The 23744-nt window shown below is 40.1% G+C and carries 22 protein-coding genes; 8 read left to right on the plus strand and 14 right to left on the minus strand.

The features are described from left to right. Positions 1-135 precede the first annotated feature (135 nt). Both polA and AB669_RS13945 read left to right on the plus strand, forming a co-directional pair. The gene (gene polA, locus AB669_RS13940) at positions 136-2943 is read left to right on the plus strand and encodes a DNA polymerase I (protein ID WP_047799913.1); all 2808 of its coding nucleotides are present in this window, start codon (positions 136-138) and stop codon (positions 2941-2943) included. A gap of 99 nt (positions 2944-3042) precedes the next feature. Then, on the plus strand, positions 3043-3384 hold the full coding sequence (locus tag AB669_RS13945) for a hypothetical protein (RefSeq protein ID WP_047799914.1): 342 nt from the start codon (positions 3043-3045) through the stop codon (positions 3382-3384). 54 nt (positions 3385-3438) lie between these two features. Here AB669_RS13945 and AB669_RS13950 read toward each other — a convergent pair whose 3' ends face one another. The 6 genes from AB669_RS13950 to pdhA form a co-directional block, all read right to left on the minus strand. Beyond that, complete coding sequence (locus AB669_RS13950; protein ID WP_047799915.1) at positions 3439-4116, minus strand: metal-dependent hydrolase; 678 nt, start codon at positions 4114-4116, stop codon at positions 3439-3441. 58 nt (positions 4117-4174) lie between these two features. Then, complete coding sequence (locus AB669_RS13955) at positions 4175-4480, minus strand: YbaB/EbfC family nucleoid-associated protein (RefSeq protein ID WP_047799916.1); 306 nt, start codon at positions 4478-4480, stop codon at positions 4175-4177. Positions 4481-4568: 88 nt separating this feature from the next. Continuing rightward, a complete protein-coding gene (locus AB669_RS13960; protein WP_047799917.1) occupies positions 4569-5801 on the minus strand; it encodes a serine hydrolase in 1233 nt (410 codons plus the stop codon). Between the two features lie 67 nt (positions 5802-5868). Next, positions 5869-6420, minus strand: a complete 552-nt coding sequence (locus tag AB669_RS13965; RefSeq protein ID WP_047799918.1) for a cupin domain-containing protein — start codon at positions 6418-6420, stop codon at positions 5869-5871. A 204-nt stretch (positions 6421-6624) separates the two neighbouring features. Continuing rightward, positions 6625-8286, minus strand: coding sequence for a dihydrolipoamide acetyltransferase family protein (locus AB669_RS13970; protein ID WP_047799919.1), 1662 nt, complete (start codon positions 8284-8286; stop codon positions 6625-6627). Positions 8287-8316: 30 nt separating this feature from the next. Next, a complete protein-coding gene (gene pdhA, locus AB669_RS13975) occupies positions 8317-9312 on the minus strand; it encodes a pyruvate dehydrogenase (acetyl-transferring) E1 component subunit alpha (RefSeq protein ID WP_047800375.1) in 996 nt (331 codons plus the stop codon). A 590-nt stretch (positions 9313-9902) separates the two neighbouring features. Between pdhA and AB669_RS13980 the strand changes: the two genes are divergently transcribed. The 3 genes from AB669_RS13980 to AB669_RS13990 all read left to right on the plus strand — a co-directional run bounded on the left by AB669_RS13980 (position 9903) and on the right by AB669_RS13990 (position 11897). After that, complete coding sequence (locus AB669_RS13980; RefSeq protein WP_047799920.1) at positions 9903-10460, plus strand: C40 family peptidase; 558 nt, start codon at positions 9903-9905, stop codon at positions 10458-10460. Between the two features lie 109 nt (positions 10461-10569). Then, entirely contained in the window at positions 10570-11667 is a 1098-nt protein-coding gene (locus tag AB669_RS13985; RefSeq protein WP_047799921.1) for a CapA family protein, read from the plus strand. A gap of 44 nt (positions 11668-11711) precedes the next feature. Next, entirely contained in the window at positions 11712-11897 is a 186-nt protein-coding gene (locus AB669_RS13990; RefSeq protein ID WP_047799922.1) for a hypothetical protein, read from the plus strand. 16 nt (positions 11898-11913) lie between these two features. On the opposite strand, the gene AB669_RS13995 is transcribed toward AB669_RS13990, so the two are convergent. After that, the gene (locus tag AB669_RS13995; RefSeq protein WP_047799923.1) at positions 11914-12099 is read right to left on the minus strand and encodes a hypothetical protein; all 186 of its coding nucleotides are present in this window, start codon (positions 12097-12099) and stop codon (positions 11914-11916) included. Between the two features lie 114 nt (positions 12100-12213). Between AB669_RS13995 and AB669_RS14000 the strand changes: the two genes are divergently transcribed. Continuing rightward, positions 12214-13146 (plus strand): SPFH domain-containing protein, encoded by a 933-nt coding sequence (locus AB669_RS14000; RefSeq protein WP_047799924.1) that lies wholly within the window; start codon positions 12214-12216, stop codon positions 13144-13146. A 67-nt stretch (positions 13147-13213) separates the two neighbouring features. Here AB669_RS14000 and AB669_RS14005 read toward each other — a convergent pair whose 3' ends face one another. The 4 genes from AB669_RS14005 to AB669_RS14020 all read right to left on the minus strand — a co-directional run bounded on the left by AB669_RS14005 (position 13214) and on the right by AB669_RS14020 (position 18084). Further along, complete coding sequence (locus tag AB669_RS14005) at positions 13214-15379, minus strand: carboxy terminal-processing peptidase (RefSeq protein WP_231582681.1); 2166 nt, start codon at positions 15377-15379, stop codon at positions 13214-13216. A gap of 241 nt (positions 15380-15620) precedes the next feature. Next, complete coding sequence (locus tag AB669_RS14010) at positions 15621-16307, minus strand: hypothetical protein (RefSeq protein ID WP_047799926.1); 687 nt, start codon at positions 16305-16307, stop codon at positions 15621-15623. A 29-nt stretch (positions 16308-16336) separates the two neighbouring features. Continuing rightward, on the minus strand, positions 16337-17179 hold the full coding sequence (locus AB669_RS14015) for an isoaspartyl peptidase/L-asparaginase (RefSeq protein ID WP_047799927.1): 843 nt from the start codon (positions 17177-17179) through the stop codon (positions 16337-16339). Between the two features lie 29 nt (positions 17180-17208). Further along, the gene (locus AB669_RS14020) at positions 17209-18084 is read right to left on the minus strand and encodes a cyanophycinase (protein WP_047799928.1); all 876 of its coding nucleotides are present in this window, start codon (positions 18082-18084) and stop codon (positions 17209-17211) included. A gap of 288 nt (positions 18085-18372) precedes the next feature. Here AB669_RS14020 and cphA point away from each other — a divergent pair, with 288 nt between their 5' ends. Then, positions 18373-20988: a cyanophycin synthetase gene (gene cphA / locus AB669_RS14030; RefSeq protein ID WP_047799930.1), complete on the plus strand. Its 2616-nt coding sequence runs from the start codon at positions 18373-18375 to the stop codon at positions 20986-20988. Between the two features lie 84 nt (positions 20989-21072). Here the strand turns inward: cphA and AB669_RS14035 are convergent, their stop codons facing one another. After that, positions 21073-21528, minus strand: coding sequence for a PA2169 family four-helix-bundle protein (locus AB669_RS14035; RefSeq protein ID WP_047800376.1), 456 nt, complete (start codon positions 21526-21528; stop codon positions 21073-21075). Between the two features lie 214 nt (positions 21529-21742). On the opposite strand from AB669_RS14035, the gene AB669_RS14040 reads away from it, so the two are divergent. After that, positions 21743-22417: a hypothetical protein gene (locus tag AB669_RS14040; RefSeq protein WP_047799931.1), complete on the plus strand. Its 675-nt coding sequence runs from the start codon at positions 21743-21745 to the stop codon at positions 22415-22417. Positions 22418-22442: 25 nt separating this feature from the next. Here the strand turns inward: AB669_RS14040 and AB669_RS14045 are convergent, their stop codons facing one another. Beyond that, the gene (locus AB669_RS14045; protein ID WP_047799932.1) at positions 22443-23210 is read right to left on the minus strand and encodes a ThuA domain-containing protein; all 768 of its coding nucleotides are present in this window, start codon (positions 23208-23210) and stop codon (positions 22443-22445) included. Positions 23211-23242: 32 nt separating this feature from the next. Next, positions 23243-23677, minus strand: a complete 435-nt coding sequence (locus AB669_RS14050) for a low molecular weight protein-tyrosine-phosphatase (protein WP_047799933.1) — start codon at positions 23675-23677, stop codon at positions 23243-23245. Positions 23678-23744: the final 67 nt, after the last annotated feature.

Raw genomic sequence — 23744 nt, forward strand, 5'->3', positions numbered from 1 at the left:
ATGACTGGTTCACAAATAACGGAACTAATTTTGAAATGTTATCATATAATACGACTGAAGATTACATTTAACAGAAGCCCGGAAATTGTGGATAAAGCATTTTACCGGTATGTCTAAATTGGTTATTTTTACAACATGAACAAAAAACTCTTTCTTTTGGATGGGATGGCGCTAATGTACAGGGCGCATTTTGCGTTAAGTAAAAATCCGCGTTTTACCTCAACAGGCATCAACACATCAGCAGTAATGGGCTTCACCAATACACTGTTAGATGTTTTAAAGAAAGAGAAGCCCACTCATATTGCAGTGGTGTTCGACACTGAAGCGCCTACAGAAAGACACACGACCTTTGAAGCCTATAAAGCACAGCGACAGGCCATGCCTGAAGATCTGGCGGCAGCAATGCCGTACGTAATTAAGTTGATTACCGGATTCAATATTCCTGTTATCACTTCTGATGGGTATGAAGCTGATGATATTATTGGTACGCTTGCAAAAAAAGCAGAAGCCAAAGGCTATCAGGTTTTTTGTATGACACCTGATAAGGATTTTGCCCAGCTGGTTTCTGAAAATATTTTCATTTACAAGCCTGCCCGTATGGGTAACGACATGGAAATCATGGGGGTAAAGGAAGTGCTGGCGAAATGGGAAATTGAAAATGTTTTACAGGTGATTGATATCCTGGGTTTGTGGGGCGATGCAGTAGACAATATTCCTGGTATTCCTGGAATTGGCGAGAAAACAGCTAAAGCCCTGATCAAACAATATGGCTCGATGGAGGAAATCATCAATAACTCACATCAGCTAAAAGGAAAGCAACGCGAAAATGTAGAGAACTTCGCAGAGCAGGGGCTGCTTTCCAAAAAGTTAGCCACCATACTACTCGATGTTCCGGTTGAACTGGACGAGGATAGTCTGGAATTGTGCGATCCAAGCCGTGACTTATTAGAACCACTTTTTACTGAGCTGGAATTTAGAACACTTGGTCGCCGTGTTTTCGGGGATGAGTTTTCAGTTACTACAGCAAGATTTCAAGAGGGCACACAAACTGACCTGTTTGGAAATCAATCTGGAGAAACCATTCAATATACCAATACACTGGAAGAGGAACCTGCTGAAAAGCTTCCGGCGAACACGATTGAAAATACAGCACACGATTATCAGCTGGTAGATACAGCAGAGAAGCGTGCTGAATTGATAAAATTGTTGCTTGCAGAACCCAGAATTTCTTTTGATACTGAAACCACAGGAACAGATGCAAATACAGCCGAACTGGTTGGTTTATCCTTTTCGGTTAAACCAGGTACGGGATATTATATTCCTGTTTCTTCAGATAGAAATGAAGCTCAGGCAGTTGTTAACGAATTCAAAGTAGTACTGGAGAATGAGCAGATTGAAAAGATTGGCCAGAACACCAAGTATGATATTCTGGTATTAAAGTGGTATGACATCGAAGTAAAAGGGAAGATTTTTGATACGATGCTGGCACACTACCTTATTGATCCGGATACGCGGCACGGAATGGATGTGCTATCTGAAAATTACCTGGGTTACTCACCGATTTCCATCACCAAACTGATCGGTGCTAAAGGGAAGAACCAGATCACTATGCGTGATGTGCCGGTAGAAGATGTAGTGGATTATGCGGCAGAAGATGCTGATGTTACCCTGCAGCTTGCCCATGTGTTTGAACCTAAATTAAAAGAGTTAAATGCTGCTAAGCTTGCGGCGGAAATAGAAAATCCTTTGGTTTATGTTTTAGCAGATATAGAAATGCAGGGTGTACGTATCGATATGGATACGCTCAGAAGCTATTCTGCAGAACTCGAAATTGAAATCAGGAAAGCTGAGCAAAGCGTTTTCGACAAAACAGGGGTTAAATTTAATCTCGCATCTCCAAAACAACTGGGAGAGGTTTTATTTGATCACCTTCAGCTGGATCCGAAGGCGAAGAAGACCAAAACCGGGCAATATCAAACTGGCGAGGATGTTTTAACAGCGCTGGCCAGTAAAAGTGATATCGTTCAGGATATTCTGGATTTTCGCCAGCTGCAAAAGTTAAAGTCGACTTACGTTGATGCCCTGCCTTTAATGATAAATGAGAAAACCGGACGGGTACACACCTCCTATAATCAGGCAGTGGCTGCTACCGGAAGGTTAAGTTCCAACAATCCAAACCTTCAGAATATTCCAATCCGTACGGAACGTGGGAGAGAAGTACGGAAAGCATTTATTGCCCGCGACGAAAACCATATTTTATTATCTGCAGATTATTCGCAGATTGAGCTGCGCATTATTGCGGAAATCAGTAAAGAAGAGAACATGCTTGATGCTTTTAATAAAGGCATCGATATCCACACGGCAACAGCGGCAAAAGTATATGGCGTAAGTATCGAAGAGGTAGACGGTACACAGCGCAGGAATGCGAAAGCCGTAAACTTTGGAATTATCTATGGGCAATCTGCATTTGGGCTTTCTCAAAATCTGGGCATTCCACGTAAAGAGGCTGCCGAAATCATTGACCAGTATTTTACGCAATACCCCGGAATAAAACGATACATGAGTGATACCATGAACTTTGCCAGGGAAAATGGTTTTGTAGAAACGATTATGGGTAGAAGACGTTATTTGAGGGATATCAATTCGGCAAACCAGACTGTACGTGGTTTCGCGGAGCGAAATGCCATTAATGCGCCGATACAAGGCTCTGCTGCAGACATGATCAAAATTGCGATGATCAATATTCATCATGAAATGAAAGCACAAAAACTGCAATCTAAAATGACCATGCAGGTGCATGATGAGTTGGTTTTCGATGTGGTGAAATCGGAGAAAGAGACCATGAAAGCAATTATTCAGGATAAAATGGCCAATGCGATAAAACTGACCGTTCCGATAGTAGTTGAAATTGGTGAGGGAGAGAACTGGCTGGAAGCGCACTAATTTTTTATTTCGCCAATAATAACTAACTTCATTAAAACTTCATCCCGATTAATCAATTTTATATCAACAAATTAATGAGTTAAAAATTAAACAACGAGTATGAAAAAGTTATTAAGTTTAATCGCAATCGCAGCATTTGGTTTGACTACAGCATTTGCTCAAACACCTGCCGCAACAGCTTCTGCTAAAGCTAAAACTGTTGCTAAAAAAGAAGTAAAAACCACTACTGCTCCGGTTAAAGCAGGCGTGAAACAAGAAGCGAAAAAAGTTGAAACTAAAACGACTACTACAGCGGCCAAAGTAAAGGCTGATGGTACACCAGATATGCGTTTTAAAGAAAATAAAGCAAAGGCAGTAACCAAAGTTGCTGGTCCTACAAAAAAAGATGGTACAGCGGATATGCGTTACAAAGCAAATAAAGCTGCCGCTAAAAAGAATTAGGTTTAGGTTTATAATTGAAGGGTCCCGCACAATATGTCGGGGCCCTTTTTTATTTTACAGGGTGATGGTTTCACCAATTGCAGGAAGCAATAAGGTTTTATTTTCCCTTTTGAATTTAGCCACGGCTTCTTCAGTGTCAATACTGATTGGCGGGAAAGTGTTGTAGTGTACGCCAATTACCTGATCGCATTCAGCATATTTGGCCGCTATGATCGCGTCGTCCACATCCATTGTATAATGCCCGCCAATCGGTAAAATGGCATAATCAAGGTTGTACAATTCAGCCAATAATTTCATTTCTACTGTTAAAGAAGTATCGCCGGCAAAATAGATTGTTTTTCCTTCCAGGGTAAGCACGAAGCCTGCCGGGTTACCACCATAGCTGCCATCAGGATTTGAGCTGCTGTGTACAGCCCAAACTGTACGTAGTTTGCCAAAGCCAAACTGTTGCGTGCCAAAGTTAAGTCCGGTGACTTTTTCAATGCCTTGCTCACTAATCCATTTTGCAACTTCAACCAAGGCAATTACTTCAGCATTGGTTTGTTTTGCCAGCTCCACTAAGTCTGCAACATGGTCTCCATGCCCATGACTCACCAGGATATAGTCGGCTTCGATTTTCGAAGAATCGATATCCTTGGCTAAGGGGTTTGATTTAATAAAAGGATCGAAAAGGAATTTTTTGCCCTCTGCTTCGATTAAAAAGCACGACTGGCCGTAATAGGTGAAATTCATTCTATCTGGATTTAAGTGTGGGGTATAATGATGTATTCATTCAGTTTATGGTTTGGTCTTAACCACCAAACATTCCACCTAAACCACCAAGCATATCTTTTGCTGATGCCTGCATCTCCGTAGCACTTACCTGCTCTGCACTGGCTAAAGCTTTATTTATCGCAGTTAAAAGAAGTTCTTCCAGCTCTTCTTTATCTGCCTGTTTTAGAAATTCCTCGTTGATGGTTACACCGGTAATGGTTTTATTTGCAGTAGAGGTAATTTTTATCGCTCCGTTTTCTACTTCTCCGTAAACGGATACAGTATCTAAGCGTTTCTTAATCTCTTCGGCTTTTTGCTGTGCCGCCATTAATTTATCAAACATAATCTGTTATTTTAATATCAAACGAAATTAGGGTAAATTGTGTTTTGTAAAGATGAATTTATATCATCTTTAGGTTAAGATGATGACACTAGTCCTCATCACTGCCTGGTAAGCTGCCATTTCCATGGTATGCTCCCTTACGGATGATGGGCATATCCAGGTGCTTATAAAGATCATCTAAATGCATCAGACTACCGTTGGTGAGGTTGCCGAGAAATATAACGATAATGTTCTTATTCAGATCACGCACGTAGATGTGACGGAAACCGTGCCACCAGCCTGTATGATAGACTACCTTATCCATTTTCTCCCCGTCAAACATTCTCCAGCCGTATCCATAATTAAAGTGACCATTAACAGGCTTATTTCGCCCCACATAAGATGAGTCACTACTTTTTTTGGTAAGCAACCGGCCGTTTTTTAAATATTTATCGTACAACACCAGATCGTGTACCGTGCTGTAAATTCCTTTATCCCCAACGGGGCCATCTAAAAAGTTTTGCGCTACGGAATATCTCCAGCTGTTGCGGTCATGTCCAACCACATCTACCGGGATTTTTTCATACTCAGTGGTACTGTAAACATGTGTATGCTTCATTCCTGCAGGTTTGAAGATATGCTCCATCATGTATTGGGAGTAACGCTGTCCGGTAACCTTTTCTATAATCGCACCCAGCACCATGAAATTCGAATTGTTGTAGTGGAAGCGGTTGTCGGGTTTAACATATGGATTGGGCTTACGCTCGGCAATAATATTCATAACCTCCTGGTTGGTTACGCCCTTTTTCATATTTCGTTTCTCCTTGCGCCATATGTCGTCAATGAAATAAACGTAGTTCATCATTCCACTGCGGTGGGTAAGCAATAGTTTTACCGTAATACCTTCATAAGGGAAATTTGGAAAAAACTTTTTAACGTTATCATTTAAGGAGAGCTTTCCTGCCTCAACCAGCTGCATAATAGCTGTTCCGGTAAACGTTTTAGTAATGGAAGCCAGCTCGAATTCAGAATCAATTTTTAAGCTATCGCGATGCAGGTAATCTGCCCAGCCCACGGCTTTTTCATACAGTATCTTACCATCCTTTGCCACCAGCACATTCCCGTTGAAAGCGTATTTTCTATGAAGGTTGTCCACAAAATCTCCAATCCATTTATCCCCTTTTGCAGGGTTATAAGCGATCAGAAGGCTATCTGCTTTATCGTCTTCTTTAACGCGTATTCTGGCATCAGCAGCTTTTTTCTCTTCAGATTTTTTACTATTACATGCGGTGATTAAGCTTATGGAGAGGGCTAATGCTGAACATATGTATCTAAAATTCATTTATATCGAGGATAGTGTATTTAAAACCCGAAAATTAAAGAATTTAGACGGTTAAAACGAAAGAGTTTTAAACATTTGCGCAGTTTTGGTTATACCAGCATTCGAATAAATGTCCCTTGGTGCCGTAAACCGGGTCATTATCAGGGCTTTTAACTTTCGTAATTTCCTCATCGGCTTCAGGACGTTCTTCTGGCTTACCATATTTAATATTGTAATCTGCGCCATTGGGGTATGCGCCTACTACAGTGAAGTCTTCGCTCGATTTTAATTTCATGTGGGCCACGCCTGCTGGTATCACCACTACATCGCCTTTGTCAAGCTCAATGCAAACGCCATGATCCCCACCAAACTGAACTTCTGCTTTACCACAGAATACACCCATTACCTCATGTGTGTTGCTATGATAGTGCTGGTAATCGAAAATACCATCTACCCAGGCATTGGTATAGCCATTTTGTGCAAAAACCTTTTTAATGGCCTCTTCGGTTTCATCAGGATGAAGGAGAAAGGCACCTTTATAAATCATTAAAGGAAGGTTTGGGTTATTTGGGAAATTACCGTTTTCTTCTATTTTATGTGCTACCAGATAGGCTTCCTGTACTAATTTTTCTTTATCCATAATGAGGGTGTTTCATTAAGTAACAAAGTAAAGGAGAAAGGGTTTAAGATTTGTTTCGATCGCTTCATTAGATCAATGTGCCTTGCATGATCTTAATCTGCGTGACATTTTAATTCCATAGCCCTTAAATTAAAAAAGCCATTCCTGAAGAAGGAATGGCTTAATATGTTAATCAGCCGGGGGGCTGAAATGATCGTTAATCGCTTATGCCAGTAATCTGATTGGCTCTTCCAATAAACCTTTTAAGGTTTGTAAGAACTGTGCTCCGGTTGCACCATCCACCACACGGTGATCGCAACCTAAAGTTAATTTCATTACGTTACCTGGAACTACAGCACCATTTTTAACAACAGGAACCGCTTGAATAGCACCTACAGATAAAATTGCACCATCTGGAGAATTAATAATCGATGTAAACTCATCGATACCAAACATACCCAGGTTAGAAACTGTGAAAGTACTTCCTTCCCAATCTGCAGGTTGTAGTTTTTTAGCTTTTGCTTTTCCACCAAAATCTTTTACCTCAGCAGAGATGTGCGATAATGATTTACCATCAGCAAAACGAACTACAGGCACCAATAAACCATCTTCAACAGCCATAGCTACACCAATGTTAGTATGCTCATTAAAACGGATTTTATCACCACCCCATGATGAATTAACTGCCGGGTGTTTTTTCAAGGCAACAGCAACCGCTTTAATTACGATATCGTTGAAAGAAACTTTTACCGGAGCAACTGCATTGATTGCCGTACGGGCAGCCATTGCATTATCCATATCAATACTTACAGTTAAGTAGAAATGTGGGGCAGTAAACAAACTTTCAGCTAAGCGTTTTGCAATTACTTTACGCATTTGCGAAACCGGTGCTTCAGTATATTTTACCTCTCCAACAAATGTCGGAATAACAGGAGCGGCTTTCTCTGCAGCCGGAGCTGACGATGGAGCTGATTCTGATTTCGCCGGAGCTGCAGCGGCTTTGAAGTTTTCAATATCTTTTTTAATGATACGTCCACCTTCTGCACTACCAGCAACCTGTGCTAAATCGATTCCTTTATCTTTAGCAATTTTCTTAGCCAAAGGCGACGCTTTTACACGGCTATCTGAAGAGCCTTCTGCAACAGGAGCTGAAGTAGAATCAGCAGTTGTAGCTTGTTTTTCTTCTTTCGGTGCTTCTTCTTTGCTTTCAGCTTTTGCAGCCGGAGCAGAACCACCTGCTAAAATTCCGCTTACGTCAGTTCCTTCAGGACCAACAATAGCGATAATTCCATTTACTTTAGCCGCCTGGCCTTTTTCTACACCGATGTGTAATAAAGTACCAGTTGCATAGCCCATCACTTCCATAGTAGCCTTATCGGTTTCTACATCAGCTAAAACGTCATCATCTTTAACTTTATCACCAACTTTTTTATGCCATTCAGCAATAACGCCTTCAGTCATGGTATCGCTTAACAAAGGCATGCGGATAACCGTTACGCCTTTAGCTGCTAATTCTTCTTCGCTTAAACCACCGCCTTGAGAAGGGGCGGCTTCTTCTTTTTTATCTTCAGCTTTAGGAGCTTCAGTGCTTTCGGCTTTTGGAGCCTCACCACCTTTTTCAGCTTCTAATGCTGTTTTATAGTCTTCGCCTTCTTTACCGATAACGGCCATGATGGCATCAACTGGAACAGCCTGACCTTCTTCTACGCCTATGTATAAAAGTGTACCATCCCAATAAGATTCCATATCCATTGTTGCCTTGTCAGTTTCTACCTCTGCCAAAACATCACCGCTTTTCACTTTATCGCCTACTTTTTTGTGCCACTTCGCCAAAACCCCTTCGGTCATGGTGTCGCTCATTTTGGGCATTTTAATTACATCAGCCATTATATCTAATTAATTGAAATCTTGTTAATATTAGTCCATTACGTAAGGGTAGTTCTCAGTCATGTATACATCTTTGTATAACTCAGATGCATCTGGCCAAGGAGACTCTTCTGCAAATTTTACAGCCTGATCTACAATCGCTTTAACTTTTGTTTCCACTTCTTCGATCCATGCCTCATCAGCATATTTCTCTTTTAAGATGGTTTCTCTTGCGTGTTCAACAGGATCTTTTGCTTTGTAATCTTCTAACTCTTCTTTGGTACGGTATTTAGCCGGATCGGACATTGAATGACCACGGTAACGGTAAGTTCTCATTTCTAAGAAAGTTGGTCCTTCACCTTTACGCGCACGTTGAATGGCTTCATCCATTGCATTGTGTACAGCAACAGGATCCATACCATCAACCGGAGCACATGGCATATCGAAACCTAAACCAATTTTATAAATATCGGTCATGTTTGTAGTACGTTGTACTGAAGTACCCATAGCGTAACCATTGTTTTCGCAAACAAAAATTACCGGTAACTTCCAGAGCATAGCCATGTTAAAAGTTTCGTTTAATGCACCCTGGCGTACAGCGCCATCGCCCATATAACAAATGTTAACATTATCAGTTCCTTTGTATTTTTCTGCAAAAGCAACACCAGCACCTAGTGGAATCTGACCTCCAACGATAGCATGGCCACCATAAAAATTATGTTCTTTGCTAAACATGTGCATTGAACCACCTTTACCTTTTGAGCAACCTGTGGCTTTACCATACATTTCTGCCATGATGCTGTCAGCACTTACGCCTAAAGCTAAAGCATGAGCGTGATCACGGTAAGTTGTAATCATCGAATCACCTTTTTGCATTGCAGATATTGCACCTGCAACTACAGCTTCTTGTCCAATGTATAGGTGACAAAAGCCACGAATTTTTTGTTGTCCGTATAACTGGCCTGTTTTCTCTTCGAATTTACGCATTAGTAACATCGATTCGAACCACTTTAACCAAGTATCTTTATTTATTTCTACTGCACTCATTTTAGGGTATTTGTTTTTTTGCGACAGCAAATCTAATTTTTTTATTGTAATTTTTGGCACTTTGAAGTGTAAAATCGTTATGGAACTTTAGTTTATCGTAGAATTAACAGTTGTTTTACAATCAAAGTCTTACAACCCCATCTGTTTTATAAAAAACAGCCATTCTAAAGATTTTAAACTTTGCGGTTTATCTCATTATGTATTGAATTGAAAGGGAAATTAAATTCTGCAAAATGGTCTTTAACCGTAATTTATTAATTTCTCCGAATCATTAGTCAGGGTGCCTGTGGATGGGGGCAAAATCGAGAACTTTTTATATAATTTTTTGAGAAAATAAATAACAGTGTGTCGTAAATTGCTGCCGGTAACTCGAAACGCCGGGAATATTTTAACTATTTTAATTTGAGTGCAATATCCTCAACGGTTATGCGTTACCTAACAAGCTGAAAAGGTGGAGATGTTAATAACTTTCACTTTTTAACATTTAACATTTGGATAACATTTGTATAATTGATATTTTTGGCAACCAACAATAAGCCCATGTGGTTTACGTTACTGTGTAAGTGAATACCCAAACATAACTGTATAACATGATTAAAAAATTTTTGTTTTCATCCCTAATCGCTATCTGCACGTTCTCAGCCGCATTTGCGCAAACAAAAACAAAAGAATCTGGTAAAGAATTAAACGATCCCGACAATTTAGCCTCTCAGTATTTCTCGCAGGTTATGGGCGTTGCAGTTGATGCGACATCGAATTTAAAGCTATACAAGTTTATTTATGAGTGGATCGGAACTCCATACAGTTATGGTGGATCGAGCAAAAGAGGCATAGATTGCTCTGCTTTCACTAAAGCGATTTACGACAAAGTTTTCAACACAACCATCAGAAGAAATTCACGTGATATTTTTAGCATGGTTGACCCCTTATCAAAAGAGGACTTAAAAGAAGGTGATTTGGTTTTCTTCAAAATCAAAAGCAGAAGCATATCTCACGTTGGTATTTATTTAGGTGACAACAGATTTGCGCATGCATCCAGCTCTCGTGGTGTGGTCATCAGTAATTTAAATGAGCCTTACTATAGCCGGTATTTCTATAAGGGCGGCAGGGTGCTCGAATCATTTAAGAAAGAGTTTACAGTAGAATAATTACGTTGCAGTTATTGATATTCACAAATAGCCAATTACATCGACGTTAGAATATATAATCCTCCCGAAGTATTTCCGGAGGATTTTTTTATACCATTAAAACCAATTCATGAAGTTCGCAGGTAACCTGATTTTTGCTTTATTGACTATTCTTGTGATATTAAGCTGCACGAGTAATAATGCCCAGGTTGTTGTGCCGGTTGCCGTGCAGGATACCCTACCCAAAAAGATAAAAGATACCATATCCATCACAGCAGTTGGCGACATCATGTTGGGGTCTGCTTTTCCATCAAAAACTAATCTGCCACCAGATGATGCAATAAATAGTTTTCAGGCTGTAGACAGTTTATTAAAAGGAGACATAGTTTTTGGGAATCTGGAAGGTTGCTTTTTAAATTCTGGAAATTCTACTAAATGTAATGGCGTTAATCCCAACAGCTGTTATGCGTTCAGGATGCCTGACCGCTATGCGGAAATTTATAAAAAAGCGGGTTTTAATGTACTGAGTATTGCCAATAACCATGTTGGCGACTTTGATGCTAAAGGAAGGAAAAATACGGCGCGATTATTGGATTCTCTTGAAATTCATTATGCCGGGCAGGTAAATAAGGCTTTCGAGATTTTTGAGAAAGATAGCGTTAAATATGCTTTTTGTGCCTTTGCGCCCAATGAAAATACAGTCTCGATCAATAAAATCAAAGAAGCGAAGGAACTGGTTGCCCAGCTGAAGCAGCAGGCTGACATTGTAATCGTTTCTTTTCATGGTGGAGGAGAGGGTGCCCGGTTTGAACATGTGCCGCGGAGTAATGAGATCTTCTATAAGGAAAACCGGGGAAATGTTTATGCTTTTGCACATGCTGTCATTGATGCGGGAGCGGATGTTGTGCTCGGTCATGGCCCTCATGTAAGCAGAGCTGTTGAAGTTTATAAGAAAAAATTCATTGCTTATAGTCTTGGAAATTTCTGCACCTACGGCATGTTCAGCTTAAAAGGGAATAATGGTATTGCACCCCTGCTCCAGTTAAAAATCAACGCTCAGGGTGATTTTCTATATGCCGATGTGGTATCCGTGCAGCAAGACAAAATCAACCGTTTAACAGTTGATGAAAATGAAAGGGCCTTCAAAAAAATAAAGGAATTAACCGATACTGATTTCATCGGGCATCAACTCCAGTTCGAAAATAACCGTATTACTGTAAAAGATTAGTTTTCCTTTACATCAAATCCGATTTATTTCAGAATCTTTGCTTTATGAAGAAAGGACTGATTATTCATTATATTATTGCTATCGCGGCTGCCGTACTGGTATTGGTAGCTGCCTATTACATTAATCAGAATCCAAAAAACCTATGGTCGGCAGGAATCATCATATTGGCAGGCTGCCTGGTTGCTTTTACTCAGTATCAGATTATAAAACAGAAAAAAAAGCAACTCTAGCAGCGAATGATAGCAATTATATTTCGTCTTTTGTATTCTTTACCAGCCCTATTCCGGAAACAAAAAATATTAATCCGATAATACCGTATACCATGAGCCCTCTGGTATTCTGGCTGTGATTTACGAAACCATAACCCGCATAAATTAGACCGATTATTCCTAATATGGTCAGTATAGTACCAAATGTTCTTTTTACGTTCATGATTTAAATTTTAGTATCATATAGACAAAAAATAATTCCTTTTGTTTTGGCGTTAAGATTTAAAGGATAAACCATTGTGTTGATTTTTTTATAACTTCATAAAAAAATCTAATTATGCAATACACAATTTACATTCTCGTCGTAATCGGAATTCTCATTCTTTTAAGTTCTTTCGTTACTGTTAAACAAGGTACAATCGCAGTAGTAACTGTTTTTGGAAAATACCAACGCCTGCTTAGGCCAGGATTAAATTTTAAGATTCCTTTAATTGAACAGATCTATTCGAGGATTTCCATTCAGAACAGATCTGTGGAACTATCCTTTCAGGCGGTTACACAAGACCAGGCCAATGTATATTTTAAAGCGATGTTACTTTATTCTGTAATTAATCAGGATGAAGAAACCATTAAAAATGTGGCTTTCAAATTTGTTGATGCAAGCAATTTAATGCAAGCCCTGATCCGGACGATAGAAGGTTCCATTCGTGCTTACGTAGCCACACAAAAGCAGGCAAATGTATTGGCCCAAAGAAATGAAATTGTACTCCATGTAAAAGAACAAATTGATCAGGTTTTAGATGGATGGGGTTATCATCTTCAGGATCTTCAATTGAACGACATCACTTTCGATGAAGAGATTATGCGTTCGATGAGCCGGGTTGTAGCCTCAAATAATTTAAAAGCTGCTGCTGAAAACGAAGGTCAGGCTTTATTGATTACTAAAACCAAAGGTGCAGAAGCGGATGGAAATGCGATTAAAATTGCGGCAACCGCAGAACGTGAGGCTGCTCAGTTACGCGGACAAGGTATTGCCTTATTCAGGGAAGAAGTTGCAAAGGGTATGACCAATGCTGCTCATGAAATGCAGCAAGCCAATCTGGATACATCGGTAATCCTTTTCACCATGTGGACAGAAGCCATTAAACAGTTTGCTGAGTATAGCGAAGGAAATGTGATTTTCTTAGACGGGAGTACTGAAGGCATGAATAAAACCATGAAGGAAATGATGGCCATGCAACAAAGCCAGAATAATGCAAAGAAAGCTTAAATTTAATTCAATATAAAAAAAGCCTGTGAGAAGTCTCACAGGCTTTTTTTTAACTCAAAAAATGCCCTTAGAACTGCTGGGTAGTATTTCCGAGATTCATTACATAATTGCCAGACTGTTGCATAAAGTCGCCCATTACTTTTAACGACTCATCTTCGATGAAATCAAATGAATCCTGTTTAGTAACCTTCTCTCCTTTTTTGATTGCAGGAAGGCCTCTTAGCGCCCTCAATTCATTTTGTCTGGCTAAAGATTTAGCTTCCTGAGCATCACGTTCGGCTTTAAGTTTAACCTCATTTAGCGGAACTGAGATTTCAGCGTCACGTTTTTTGAGGTCAGCAATATCCTGTTTCAAATATTTGAAATCCAGTGAACCTGCAACACGTTGCTCGCTGTTTTTGATTAAGCCTGCCTTAACAGCTGTTAAGTTCGCTACGGCTTTGAAATTTGAGCTTGCAATAACATCCCATGGCAAAGCAGATGGCTCTGTATCTTCACCAATTTTATCCATTGGGTAAACCGATGGAAATGTAACATCAGGTATCACACCCTTATGCTGTGTACTGCTACCAGCTACACGATAAAACTTCGCCATTGTTAAGTTAATCTGACCCAGATTAATATCAGCAGCAGTTGTTGAACTAGGTGATGTTCCCACTGTTTTATCCCTTGAAATGATAGAAGCAATTTTTTGCAACATATTAGGGTTAACCAGCTTGTTTAAATCGATTGATGACTGAACGGTACCCTTACCATATGTTTGACTGCCCATAATGATACCGCGGCCGTAATCCTGAATAGCACCTGCAAAAATTTCAGACGCAGAAGCACTTAAACGGTCAACCATTACACCAAATGGGCCATCCCAGGCTACACCAGTGTTTTCATCTTCATCTACCTCAATTTTACCGCGTAAATCTTTTACCTGTACAACCGGGCCTTTATCAATGAACAAACCAGTTAATGATATCGCTTCAACAAGTGATCCCCCACCATTGCCACGTAAGTCCATCACAATAGCATTTACCTTATCGATGGTTTTTAGTGAGTCGATCAGTTTTCTTACATCACGCGTTGTACTTTTATAATTTTTATCTCCCGCATTTGCCGCTTTAAAATCAGCGTAAAAAGCAGGCAGGGAAATGATTCCGACTTTATATTCCTTACCATTGGTGGTAATGGTCTTTACTTTTTTCTTGGCAGACTGATCTTCCAAAATTACTTTCTCTCTAAGCATCTCTATAATCACCGGCTTAGAAGACATTTCTTTTCCGACAGGAATTACCTTTAACCGCACTTTAGTACCCTTAGGGCCTTTAATTTTAGATACAGTGGCATCCAGTCTCCATCCAACGATATCAACAAATTCTCCATCGCCCTGGGCTACTGCGATAATTCTGTCGCCGGCACTCAGTTGCTTGCCTTTAAATGCAGGGCCTCCCGGAATAATTTCAGCAATTTTTACCACTTCATTTTCCAGTTGTAAACGTGCACCAATTCCCTCAAATGAGCGCGACATTTCCTCGTTGAACTCAGTTGCTCTTGATGGAACAAAATAATTTGTGTGTGGGTCTACCGATTCGGTAAAAGCATCCATCAGGATCTGGAAAACATCCTGATTATTGGTTTTCGATGTCTGCGATTGTAAATTCTGATAACGTTTGGTTAATGTTTCCACATTCTTAGCCTCGGCAGTACCGGCAAGGTTTAAGTTTACCAGCTCATATTTTACCCGTTTCTTCCAGTTATCGTTCAAAGCGCTAGTAGAGGCAGCCCATGGCATTTTCTCCCTGTCGTAAACAAAGGTGTCGTTTTCGTTGAAGTTAAACTTGGTTTTAATTTGTGCTAAAGAGTAATTAAAGTATTCATTTAAACGTTTGGCATAAACATTATAGATATAGAACGGGCCACTTAAATCTCCATTTTTAAAATCGTCATCAAGCGTAAACCTGTATTTTTCGAAATCTTTGATGTCTGAAGCCAGAAAGTAATTTTTGCCCTGATCCAGTGATTTGATATACTTATCCAATATCAAAGAAGAGATTGAATCATTGATCTGGATTTTTTTGTAATTGTAGCTTTCAATCAGATTAACAACTTCTTTAATCACCAGTTGTTGTTGCTCGTCGGGTTTAACATTGGTAACTCCCTCAACTATAGGCTGAGTTTTAGGCGATGCGTGACAAGCCAGTACAGCAGCCGTAAAAATTACAAAAAATACTCTCTTTAACATCTCTTTAAATGATTTAAAATCCATTTCCAATTCTATATAGCCAATATGATACCATTTTATCAAAAAAACAAAAAAGAGACAGCATTATTACTGTCTCTTGTTAAAACTTTCTCAAATCTAGCTAAAAGCTTTTTATTTAACAATCTCTAGAGCTAACGTGACAGATTTAAAATTGTTTTACCATCCGGCAGGCTTAACCAATCGATTAAAGAATATTACAAAGTGATTATGGTGAAGCTAACTAGCTTTTCGCTTTAGCGCTTGTTTTGGCAGCGATAAGCTCCCGTGCATCCCGGATCTGGTTTTTATACTGGTTGCTTTTAATTGAAGTAGCCAGCCATTCTGCAGATTTTAAATCACGAAGCGCAAGTGTGAAATCTCTTTTTTTGATTTTTACCTGAACAATTCCCAGAACGGATTCAATGTATGCGTGATCGCTTCTCAATTGCTTGGCCAGGATACCTTGCTGCGTGTAGAACCACATGGATTGCGTGTACTTGTTGTTTGCAAGATAAACACGTCCTAACAGGTTATAGGAGTTCATCAGACCGGGCTTGCTGCCCATTTTGGAGTAGTTCTTTAAGGCAACGTTCAGTAAAATCTGCTCTGCATCACCGAAGCGGCCAAGCTGATAGTGCATGTTGCTCATTTTTAAAATGGCCTGACCATACTTGCCGAAGTTTTTTATGGCATTGTATTCAAATGCCGCTTTACCAAAAAGTGTGAGTGCTTCATTATAGTCGCCTTTGCGTTCTGAATCTTCAGCCTCTTCAAAGAAAGAGTTTCCATCTTCGAGGTCAAATTTAGAAACGGCAATATTGATAGCTGTACCACCGTTTGGTTCCTGATAATCGGATTTTTCGATGTTTTGAGCGTAAAGTTGTAATGATGCAAAAAGGCTGATAAAAGCCAGTAAAATTTTGGTCATGCAACAAAAATAATACTTTAATTGAAATTTTAGCTAAATACCTGTAAATTAACATCAAAAGATGCCCACACCATATAGGGATGAGAATCGCAATGGTAAATTTCACCTGCAGCAGAAATTCCAATGATACCGGCAAAGCCATCAAGTACCGCCAGTTCGGTAAAGGTTTTATCTGCAGCATCTTTTAAAGAAAATCCGTCGGTTACCCTGGTAACAATTTTAGCCGCCAATGCACCGCTTACAATATCTTCTCCAACGCCGGTGCATGAAATCCCTGCATGTTGATTGGCAAAGTTTCCGGCAACTGTTGCTGAGTCGCTCACCCTGCATGGAATTTCGAATCCTTTACCTCCTGTTGAAGTGGCAGCGGCAAGGTTACCTTCAGCATCAAGTGCTACACAACCTACGGTGCCTTTATTGTTTTGCTGGTTTAGTTTCGCCTCATATTCCGATTGTCGTTGAGGAGTAATCGGGTTGAAGTAGTCAAAGCCATTTTCCCTTGCAAAGATTTGGGCGCCCTCGCCACTCAAAACGCGGTCGTCGTAAGGAAGTAACTGCTTTGCAACCGCTATCGGATTTTTAATATCTTCTACATTAATTACACCGCTGAATTTTTCCGTTTTACCGTCCATTAGTGATGCACTCAACCGGACTTTGCCATCACTTTGAATTTGTGAACCGATACCGGCATTGAACAGCTCATTATCTTCCAGCAATGCAACCGTATAAACAACAGTTTCCAAAGCCGTATGTGTTTTCAGGTATTCATGTCCAAGGCGAACAATATCCGAAAGCGCATCCTGTTTAGCTTTTTTGGTCTCCTGATTGGTGGATGACTCACTGAAAAAGCCTCCGTGTATAATGAGTTTCATTTTTGTTGTATCAAGTATCGGGTTAAGTTTTATGCTATCGGAGCAACCTTTGGGTGGTGAATCACCAGACTATGATCGGTTAAATCGTAAACATCTCCGTCGCACATGACGTGTACAACCATATTTTTGATGGATACAGGTTGCCCCATTTCCACATCAGTTAAGTTGGTGTCGGCCATGTGTCTCCCGTCAACCAATATCACCATCCCGGAACCAATGGCTTCCATGGTGTGGCCCTCTGAAATAAACAAACCGGTATCTTCTCCAAGTCCGATACCCAGAATACCAGGGTTGCTGGCAGCTGCATACAGTAAACGGCCTATTCTTCCCCGTTGAACGAAATGCGTGTCTACAATTACATCATCAATAAAGCCAAGCCCACCTGTAATTTTGACCTCACCCTTCAAAAGGGCGTCTTTACTGCTGCCTTGATAGATCATATTTTTTGAACTTGCAGCAGCCCCGGCAGATGTACCGGCAATTACCACAGGTTCGTTTCTATATTTTTCCAATAAGAGCTGATGTATTTTGGTTCCTCCAAATATGGATGACAAACGCAGCTGATCGCCTCCTGTAAAGATAATGACTTCTGCAGCCTTAATCCGTTCATAGTTTTCGTCAGCGTTTGCTTCCTCGCGGTTGGTAATATTTAATACACCCAGGTTGTGTACATCGAGCTGTGCATAAGCTTTAATGTATTCTTCACCAACCTTTTCAGGCATGAGTGAGGCGGTAGTGATGATCTCAAACCGGGATTCTGTGTCGCGTACGGATTCTGTAGTAATTCGTTTTAAAATTCCACGCTCAAAAAAATTCATATTGTCAGTTAAGCCGAACTGCGTTTCTGCAAAGCTTCCTGTGTTGATTGCCCCACCAATAATAATGAGTTTACCTTTCGGAACCATTCTTTGTGTATTATAATTATATCGAAAAACCCAAATATATCAGCTTAAGATAAAAAACACGACTTTTTTTGTCAATAATATTCGCTTTATTAACAAAAGTTGAAATTTTCTGCCCTTTAAATTCGTTTGAATGATGTTGAAAACAAAACAAATAAGCCAGATTTTTGATTTAGCTATTTGGGCGTCTATTTTCAAAATAAATGTATAATTTACAGTCATTAATTTTATCCATCAAATTGATTAAAAAGGCCATCCTAAACTGCATTTAGAAAACGAACAAATTATTACATGAAGATATTAAACATACAAGTATTGAGAGGGCCAAATATCTGGTCAATTAGCAGGAAAAAGCTTATCCAAATGCGTTTGGATCTGGAGGATATGGAGCAAAGGCCAACCAATAGCATCGACGGATTTAGTGAAAGAATTGAAAAACTATTGCCCAGTATGTTTACACACCGCTGTTCAAAAGGCGTTGAAGGTGGGTTCTTCACCCGTGTAAAAGAAGGCACGTGGATGGGCCATGTGATTGAACATATTGCACTGGAAATACAAACACTTGCAGGGATGGATACAGGTTTTGGCCGTACACGCCAAACTAAAACTGAAGGCATTTACAATGTGGTATTCAGCTATCTGGAAGAAAAAGTAGGGGTTTACTCTGCTGAGGCTGCGGTTCGAATTGCGGAGGCATTGATCGATAACAGAGAGTATGATTTGGAGCACGATATTCACAGGATGAAAGAAATCCGTCTGTTGGAGGCATTAGGGCCAAGTACTGGTTCTATCGTAGAAGAGGCGGTGAGCAGAAGTATTCCATGGATCAGGTTAAACAAAAGCTCGCTCGTGCAATTGGGTTACGGGAAAAATCAGGTGCGCTTCAGGGCTACCATGACGGAAAAAACCAGTAGTATTGCTGTCGACATTGCCAGCAATAAAGAAGAAACGAAGCGCTTATTAACTGAGGCTGCAATTCCGGTTGCTTCCGGTGTTACCATTTCCAATCCTGATGAGCTGGAAGCTTCAGTGAAAAAAGTTGGTTTTCCACTTGTATTTAAACCTTTGGATGGAAATCACGGAAAAGGCGCTACAATAAATGTAAAAACGATGGAAGCAGCATTAGCTGCTTTCGAATATGCCAAAACCTACTCACGCAGGGTTATTATTGAAAAATTTATTACAGGCTTCGACTTCCGCGTGCTGGTAATCGATCATAAAGTGGTTGCTGCAGCGCAGCGCGACCCGGCCCATGTTAGAGGAAATGGTATTCATACCATTCAGGAGCTTATCGATAAGGAAAACGAGGATCCACGCCGTGGTTATGGACATGAAAATGTGTTAACTGAAATCAGTGTGGACCGGGATACCCTGGATTTGCTGGCTAAAAAGGAATATACGCTGGAAACCATACCGGAGAAGGGTGAAATTGTATATCTAAAATCAACGGCTAATTTGAGTACGGGTGGTTCATCGATTGATGTAACAGATATTGTTCATCCACAAAACATATTTATATGCGAGCGGATTTCAAGGGTAATTGGCCTGGATATTTGTGGTATCGATATTATGGCGCAGAATTTAACACAACCGTTAACTGAAAATGGTGGTGTGGTGTTAGAGGTTAATGCGGCCCCTGGATTTAGAATGCACCTTGCTCCAAGTGAAGGTTTACCAAGAAACGTAGCTGCATCGGTAATCGATATGCTTTATCCGCAAGGGAAATTATCGCAGATTCCAATTATAGCTGTAACAGGTACCAATGGTAAAACCACTACTACACGCTTAATTGCGCACATCATTCGAAGCAACGGAAAACGTGTTGGGTATACCACGAGCGACGGTGTTTATGTACATAACACCATGCTGATGAAGGGTGACACCACCGGACCGGTAAGTGCCGAATTTATATTGAAAGATCCAACAGTGGAATTTGCTGTGCTGGAAACTGCCCGTGGGGGCATTTTAAGGGCTGGATTGGGATTTAATGCCTGTGATATTGGTGTGGTAACCAATATTCAGGAAGATCACCTCGGAATAGCGGATATCCATAACCTCGATGATTTAACCCGGGTTAAAGCGGTGGTAATTGGTGCCGTTCGCCGTAAAGGCTGGGCGGTATTAAATGCTGATAATGGTTATTGCGTTAAGATTGCCAGAGACGCACGCTGTAACGTGGCTTATTTCAGTATGGATGAAAACAATCCCGTAATTAAAGACCATTGTAAAAAAGGTGGAATTGCTGCCATTTATGAAAACGGTTACATTACCATTAAAACCGGCGACTGGAAACTTCGGGTAGATAAGGCCACTCACATTCCACTTACCTTTGGTGGTGCGGTGAACTTCATGATCCAGAATGTATTGGCGGCAACTTTATCGGCTTACTTATGGGGATACAAACCTGAAGACATCCGTTTGGCACTAGAAACTTTTATACCATCTGCAGCACATACCCCAGGACGGATGAATGTATTCAGATTTAAAGATTTCAAAGTTCTGGTAGATTTTGCACATAATCCTGATGGCTTTAACGGCGTAAAAGCTTTCCTACAAAGTGTTGAGGCCACTGAACATGTGGGTATTATTTCTGGTACAGGGGACAGGAGGGATGAGGATATTGTGGAAACTGCAAGAATTGCTGCTCAGATGTTTGATAAAATATATATCTGTCAGGAAAAATACCTTCGCGGAAGGGATCAGCAGGAACTGGTGGAGCTTTTGGTAAAGGGGATAAAAGAAGTAGATCCTAATAAGGAGATTATTATTAATAACAGAAGTACTGAATGCCTTCAGGATGCAATCAGTAATGCTAAGAAAGGTTCTTATCTGACCATCTTGAGTAATACGATTGACAATACCATTCAACGGGTTACCGAACATTTAGATAAAGAGCTGGAAGCATAGGCACAAAATAAAAAGCCGAAGGTTCGCTGATCATGATCAGCGAACCTTCGGCTTTTTTGTTTAAGTGTTATTAATAGCTATTGATTATGCCTGTGAATCGCGTAATCTCTTAATCTCATCATGGGAGGTTCTTAGAGCAGCTTTCTGGTCAGAAATCAACGCTCTGATGTTTGCAGGAAGTTCTTCTTCTTCTAAAGCTGCTTTATAAGCATTTTGAGCAGCATCTTCTCCAAACTCGCAGTTGTTTAGAACTGTTTGACGATCATGGCCTGTAAACAAGGCTTTAACGTCCATCCATCCTCTGTAAATTTTACCTGAAGTAGTTGTGCCGGTCTCGATATCTTCACCCGATGCTGCAACTTCCGTTGCAAGTGCCATTTTGTATTTCTGACTTTCTTCAATCATATTAAGAAACAATGATTTCAAATCAGCGTCGCTATCTGTTAATTCTTTACGTGCTTTTTCATAACCTGCAATACGGTCGTTATTTATTTGAACAAGGTCATTTAAAATTTCTGATGTTACTGTTGTAGTTTTCATATTTTTAGATTTGATGTATAAATTCAACACGATCAGATACAAAAGGTTTGTCATTTTATAAAAACGGTTTCAGGTTTAGTTGCATACAAGCTGAAAGACAACATGAATAACTTTCTGTTAAGTTTCAGTCGCAAATTTTTTACTTGTTGTTTGGAACAGAAAACCACATTAAATGCTTTTATTAGTATTGGCTGAACAATCTAATTGTCTCAAAATGATGATACTCCAAACTCCGCCTGATGGTGGCACAATATATACAGAAACCAATCTTAATCAATTATTCCCGGAACCGCTAAACACGGTTACAAGCTGTTTCTTTCTGGCTATTGCAGTGTACTGGACATTTAAAATCTGGGGAAAAGGCAGGCAGCATACTTTCTTAACCATTGCACTGGTATTGCTGTATATTGGAGGTATTGGTGGCACTACCTATCATGGATTACGCCGATGGCCTGTTTTCATTATGATGGACTGGATGCCGATTATGCTTTTATGTTTATCGGCAGGCGTGTATTTCCTGGCCAAAATTACCAGGTGGTATTTTGCCGCACTTATCGTAATTGTTTATGCAGTATTTCAGTTTTATGTGCGGAAACTTTTTTCAAATGGAGACTTTCAGATTTTCATTAACATCAATTACGCCTTTATGGCGGCGCTGGTTTTATTCCCGGTTTTTGGTTACCTGATTAAAACAGAGTGGCGGAACGGAAAGTGGGTAGGCTTTGCCCTGTTGTCTTTTATTTTTGCCCTTACCTTCCGCATTGCCGATAAATGGGAGATTCTAACTGTAGGTACTCATTTTTTATGGCATACCTTTGGTGCTATCGCCTCGTTTTGTATGCTGCATTATATTTATCTGGTAAACTACAAGAAAACAATCGGCGGGTAAGCTGCGGCTTTTGGAATAGCGCTGCTTAAAAATTTGAATGAGCTTTGCTGTAGTTTAATTTTTTCTGGTTGCCAATGGCATATTCAATGCCCCCTGAAAGGTGCTTTAAGAATTTATCTTCAGCCCAGGTTTCCTTGGTATGCCCCATGGATGTATAAAAGGCCCTTCCGCCGTCAAAGTCGTGGTACCAGCTAAATGGGTGGTTTGATCCGTTCTTACCTCCGGTATACGAACGTTCATCGATATTAATAAGCACCTTAATGTCAGGGTTGATATCTTTAAAATTGTATAACTCATCTTTGTGCATCCACACAGAGTCTGTGATAAATTTTGTAGAAGGATGATTGTAATCTTTGATAATAAACCGGGCTTCCTGTACAGCAGGATGGCTAATGAAATAGGCGCCTGCTAGTTTGCCGTACCATGGCCAGTCGTACTCTGTATCTGTTGCGGCATGGATGCCAACATAACCGCCTCCAGCCTGAATGTAACGTTCAAAAGCAATCTGTTGCTTGTCATTCAGTACGTCGCCTGTAGTGCTGAGGAAAACCACAGCGGCATATTTCTTTAAATTTGCTTCGGTAAACGCATCAGCATTTTCTGTGGTATCGGCCACAAAATTATTGCTTAAACCCAGTTTTTGAATCGCAAGCTTTCCGGTTTCTATTGAATTGTGTCTGTATCCTTTTGTTTTCGAGAACACTAAAATTCTTGCTGATTTTTTAGTGTTAGTGAAACTTTGAAACAGGAAGATACTGCAAAGAAGCAAGCAAGCAGAAGCTGCGTTTTTCATAATTGGTTAGTTTATTAATTTAAAAGATAAATTTAAGAAAGTTGTTTGATAATTTCTCTACATCTTTTTTCAACCTGCAGGCATACCGGATCAAACAACGCATCGTCCCAGTATGGATCGGTTACTTCATCATTGTCGAGAAACAGTTTTACCTTTTTGCGCTCTTCCTCACTCTGAGCGAGATTTTGTACGTCCTTCAGGTTGTTTCTGTCCATTACCAGAATCAGATCATATCTGGCAAACATGGAGTGGTTGAATTGCTGCGCGCGTTGTGTACTGATATCATAGCCAAAGGATTTTGCTGCTTTCACACTCCTGTAATCCGGCGCTTTACCAATATGCCAGTTTCCTGTACCTGCAGAAGCAATTTCCCAATTCAGGTTTTGCTCAGCCGTTAAATGCCGCATGATACCTTCTGCCAGTGGTGAGCGACAAATATTACCCAGGCAAACCATTAAAATTTTCAAAATCTGATCTTTATTTTTTAGTCTTTAATTATAATTAAAATGATTTCCCTGGGTAACTGCATAACGA

Source organism: Pedobacter sp. BMA (genome assembly GCF_001027745.1).
Taxonomy (GTDB): domain Bacteria; phylum Bacteroidota; class Bacteroidia; order Sphingobacteriales; family Sphingobacteriaceae; genus Pedobacter.

Coding starts and splice junctions, on each gene's coding strand:
- polA (WP_047799913.1), top strand. CDS start 136: ATGAACAAAAAACTCTTTCTTTTGGATGGGATGGCGCTAATGTACAGG.
- AB669_RS13945 (WP_047799914.1), top strand. CDS start 3,043: ATGAAAAAGTTATTAAGTTTAATCGCAATCGCAGCATTTGGTTTGACT.
- AB669_RS13950 (WP_047799915.1), bottom strand. CDS start 4,116: ATGAATTTCACCTATTACGGCCAGTCGTGCTTTTTAATCGAAGCAGAG.
- AB669_RS13955 (WP_047799916.1), bottom strand. CDS start 4,480: ATGTTTGATAAATTAATGGCGGCACAGCAAAAAGCCGAAGAGATTAAG.
- AB669_RS13960 (WP_047799917.1), bottom strand. CDS start 5,801: ATGAATTTTAGATACATATGTTCAGCATTAGCCCTCTCCATAAGCTTA.
- AB669_RS13965 (WP_047799918.1), bottom strand. CDS start 6,420: ATGGATAAAGAAAAATTAGTACAGGAAGCCTATCTGGTAGCACATAAA.
- AB669_RS13970 (WP_047799919.1), bottom strand. CDS start 8,286: ATGGCTGATGTAATTAAAATGCCCAAAATGAGCGACACCATGACCGAA.
- pdhA (WP_047800375.1), bottom strand. CDS start 9,312: ATGAGTGCAGTAGAAATAAATAAAGATACTTGGTTAAAGTGGTTCGAA.
- AB669_RS13980 (WP_047799920.1), top strand. CDS start 9,903: ATGATTAAAAAATTTTTGTTTTCATCCCTAATCGCTATCTGCACGTTC.
- AB669_RS13985 (WP_047799921.1), top strand. CDS start 10,570: ATGAAGTTCGCAGGTAACCTGATTTTTGCTTTATTGACTATTCTTGTG.
- AB669_RS13990 (WP_047799922.1), top strand. CDS start 11,712: ATGAAGAAAGGACTGATTATTCATTATATTATTGCTATCGCGGCTGCC.
- AB669_RS13995 (WP_047799923.1), bottom strand. CDS start 12,099: ATGAACGTAAAAAGAACATTTGGTACTATACTGACCATATTAGGAATA.
- AB669_RS14000 (WP_047799924.1), top strand. CDS start 12,214: ATGCAATACACAATTTACATTCTCGTCGTAATCGGAATTCTCATTCTT.
- AB669_RS14005 (WP_231582681.1), bottom strand. CDS start 15,379: ATGTTAAAGAGAGTATTTTTTGTAATTTTTACGGCTGCTGTACTGGCT.
- AB669_RS14010 (WP_047799926.1), bottom strand. CDS start 16,307: ATGACCAAAATTTTACTGGCTTTTATCAGCCTTTTTGCATCATTACAA.
- AB669_RS14015 (WP_047799927.1), bottom strand. CDS start 17,179: ATGAAACTCATTATACACGGAGGCTTTTTCAGTGAGTCATCCACCAAT.
- AB669_RS14020 (WP_047799928.1), bottom strand. CDS start 18,084: ATGGTTCCGAAAGGTAAACTCATTATTATTGGTGGGGCAATCAACACA.
- cphA (WP_047799930.1), top strand. CDS start 18,373: ATGAAGATATTAAACATACAAGTATTGAGAGGGCCAAATATCTGGTCA.
- AB669_RS14035 (WP_047800376.1), bottom strand. CDS start 21,528: ATGAAAACTACAACAGTAACATCAGAAATTTTAAATGACCTTGTTCAA.
- AB669_RS14040 (WP_047799931.1), top strand. CDS start 21,743: ATGATGATACTCCAAACTCCGCCTGATGGTGGCACAATATATACAGAA.
- AB669_RS14045 (WP_047799932.1), bottom strand. CDS start 23,210: ATGAAAAACGCAGCTTCTGCTTGCTTGCTTCTTTGCAGTATCTTCCTG.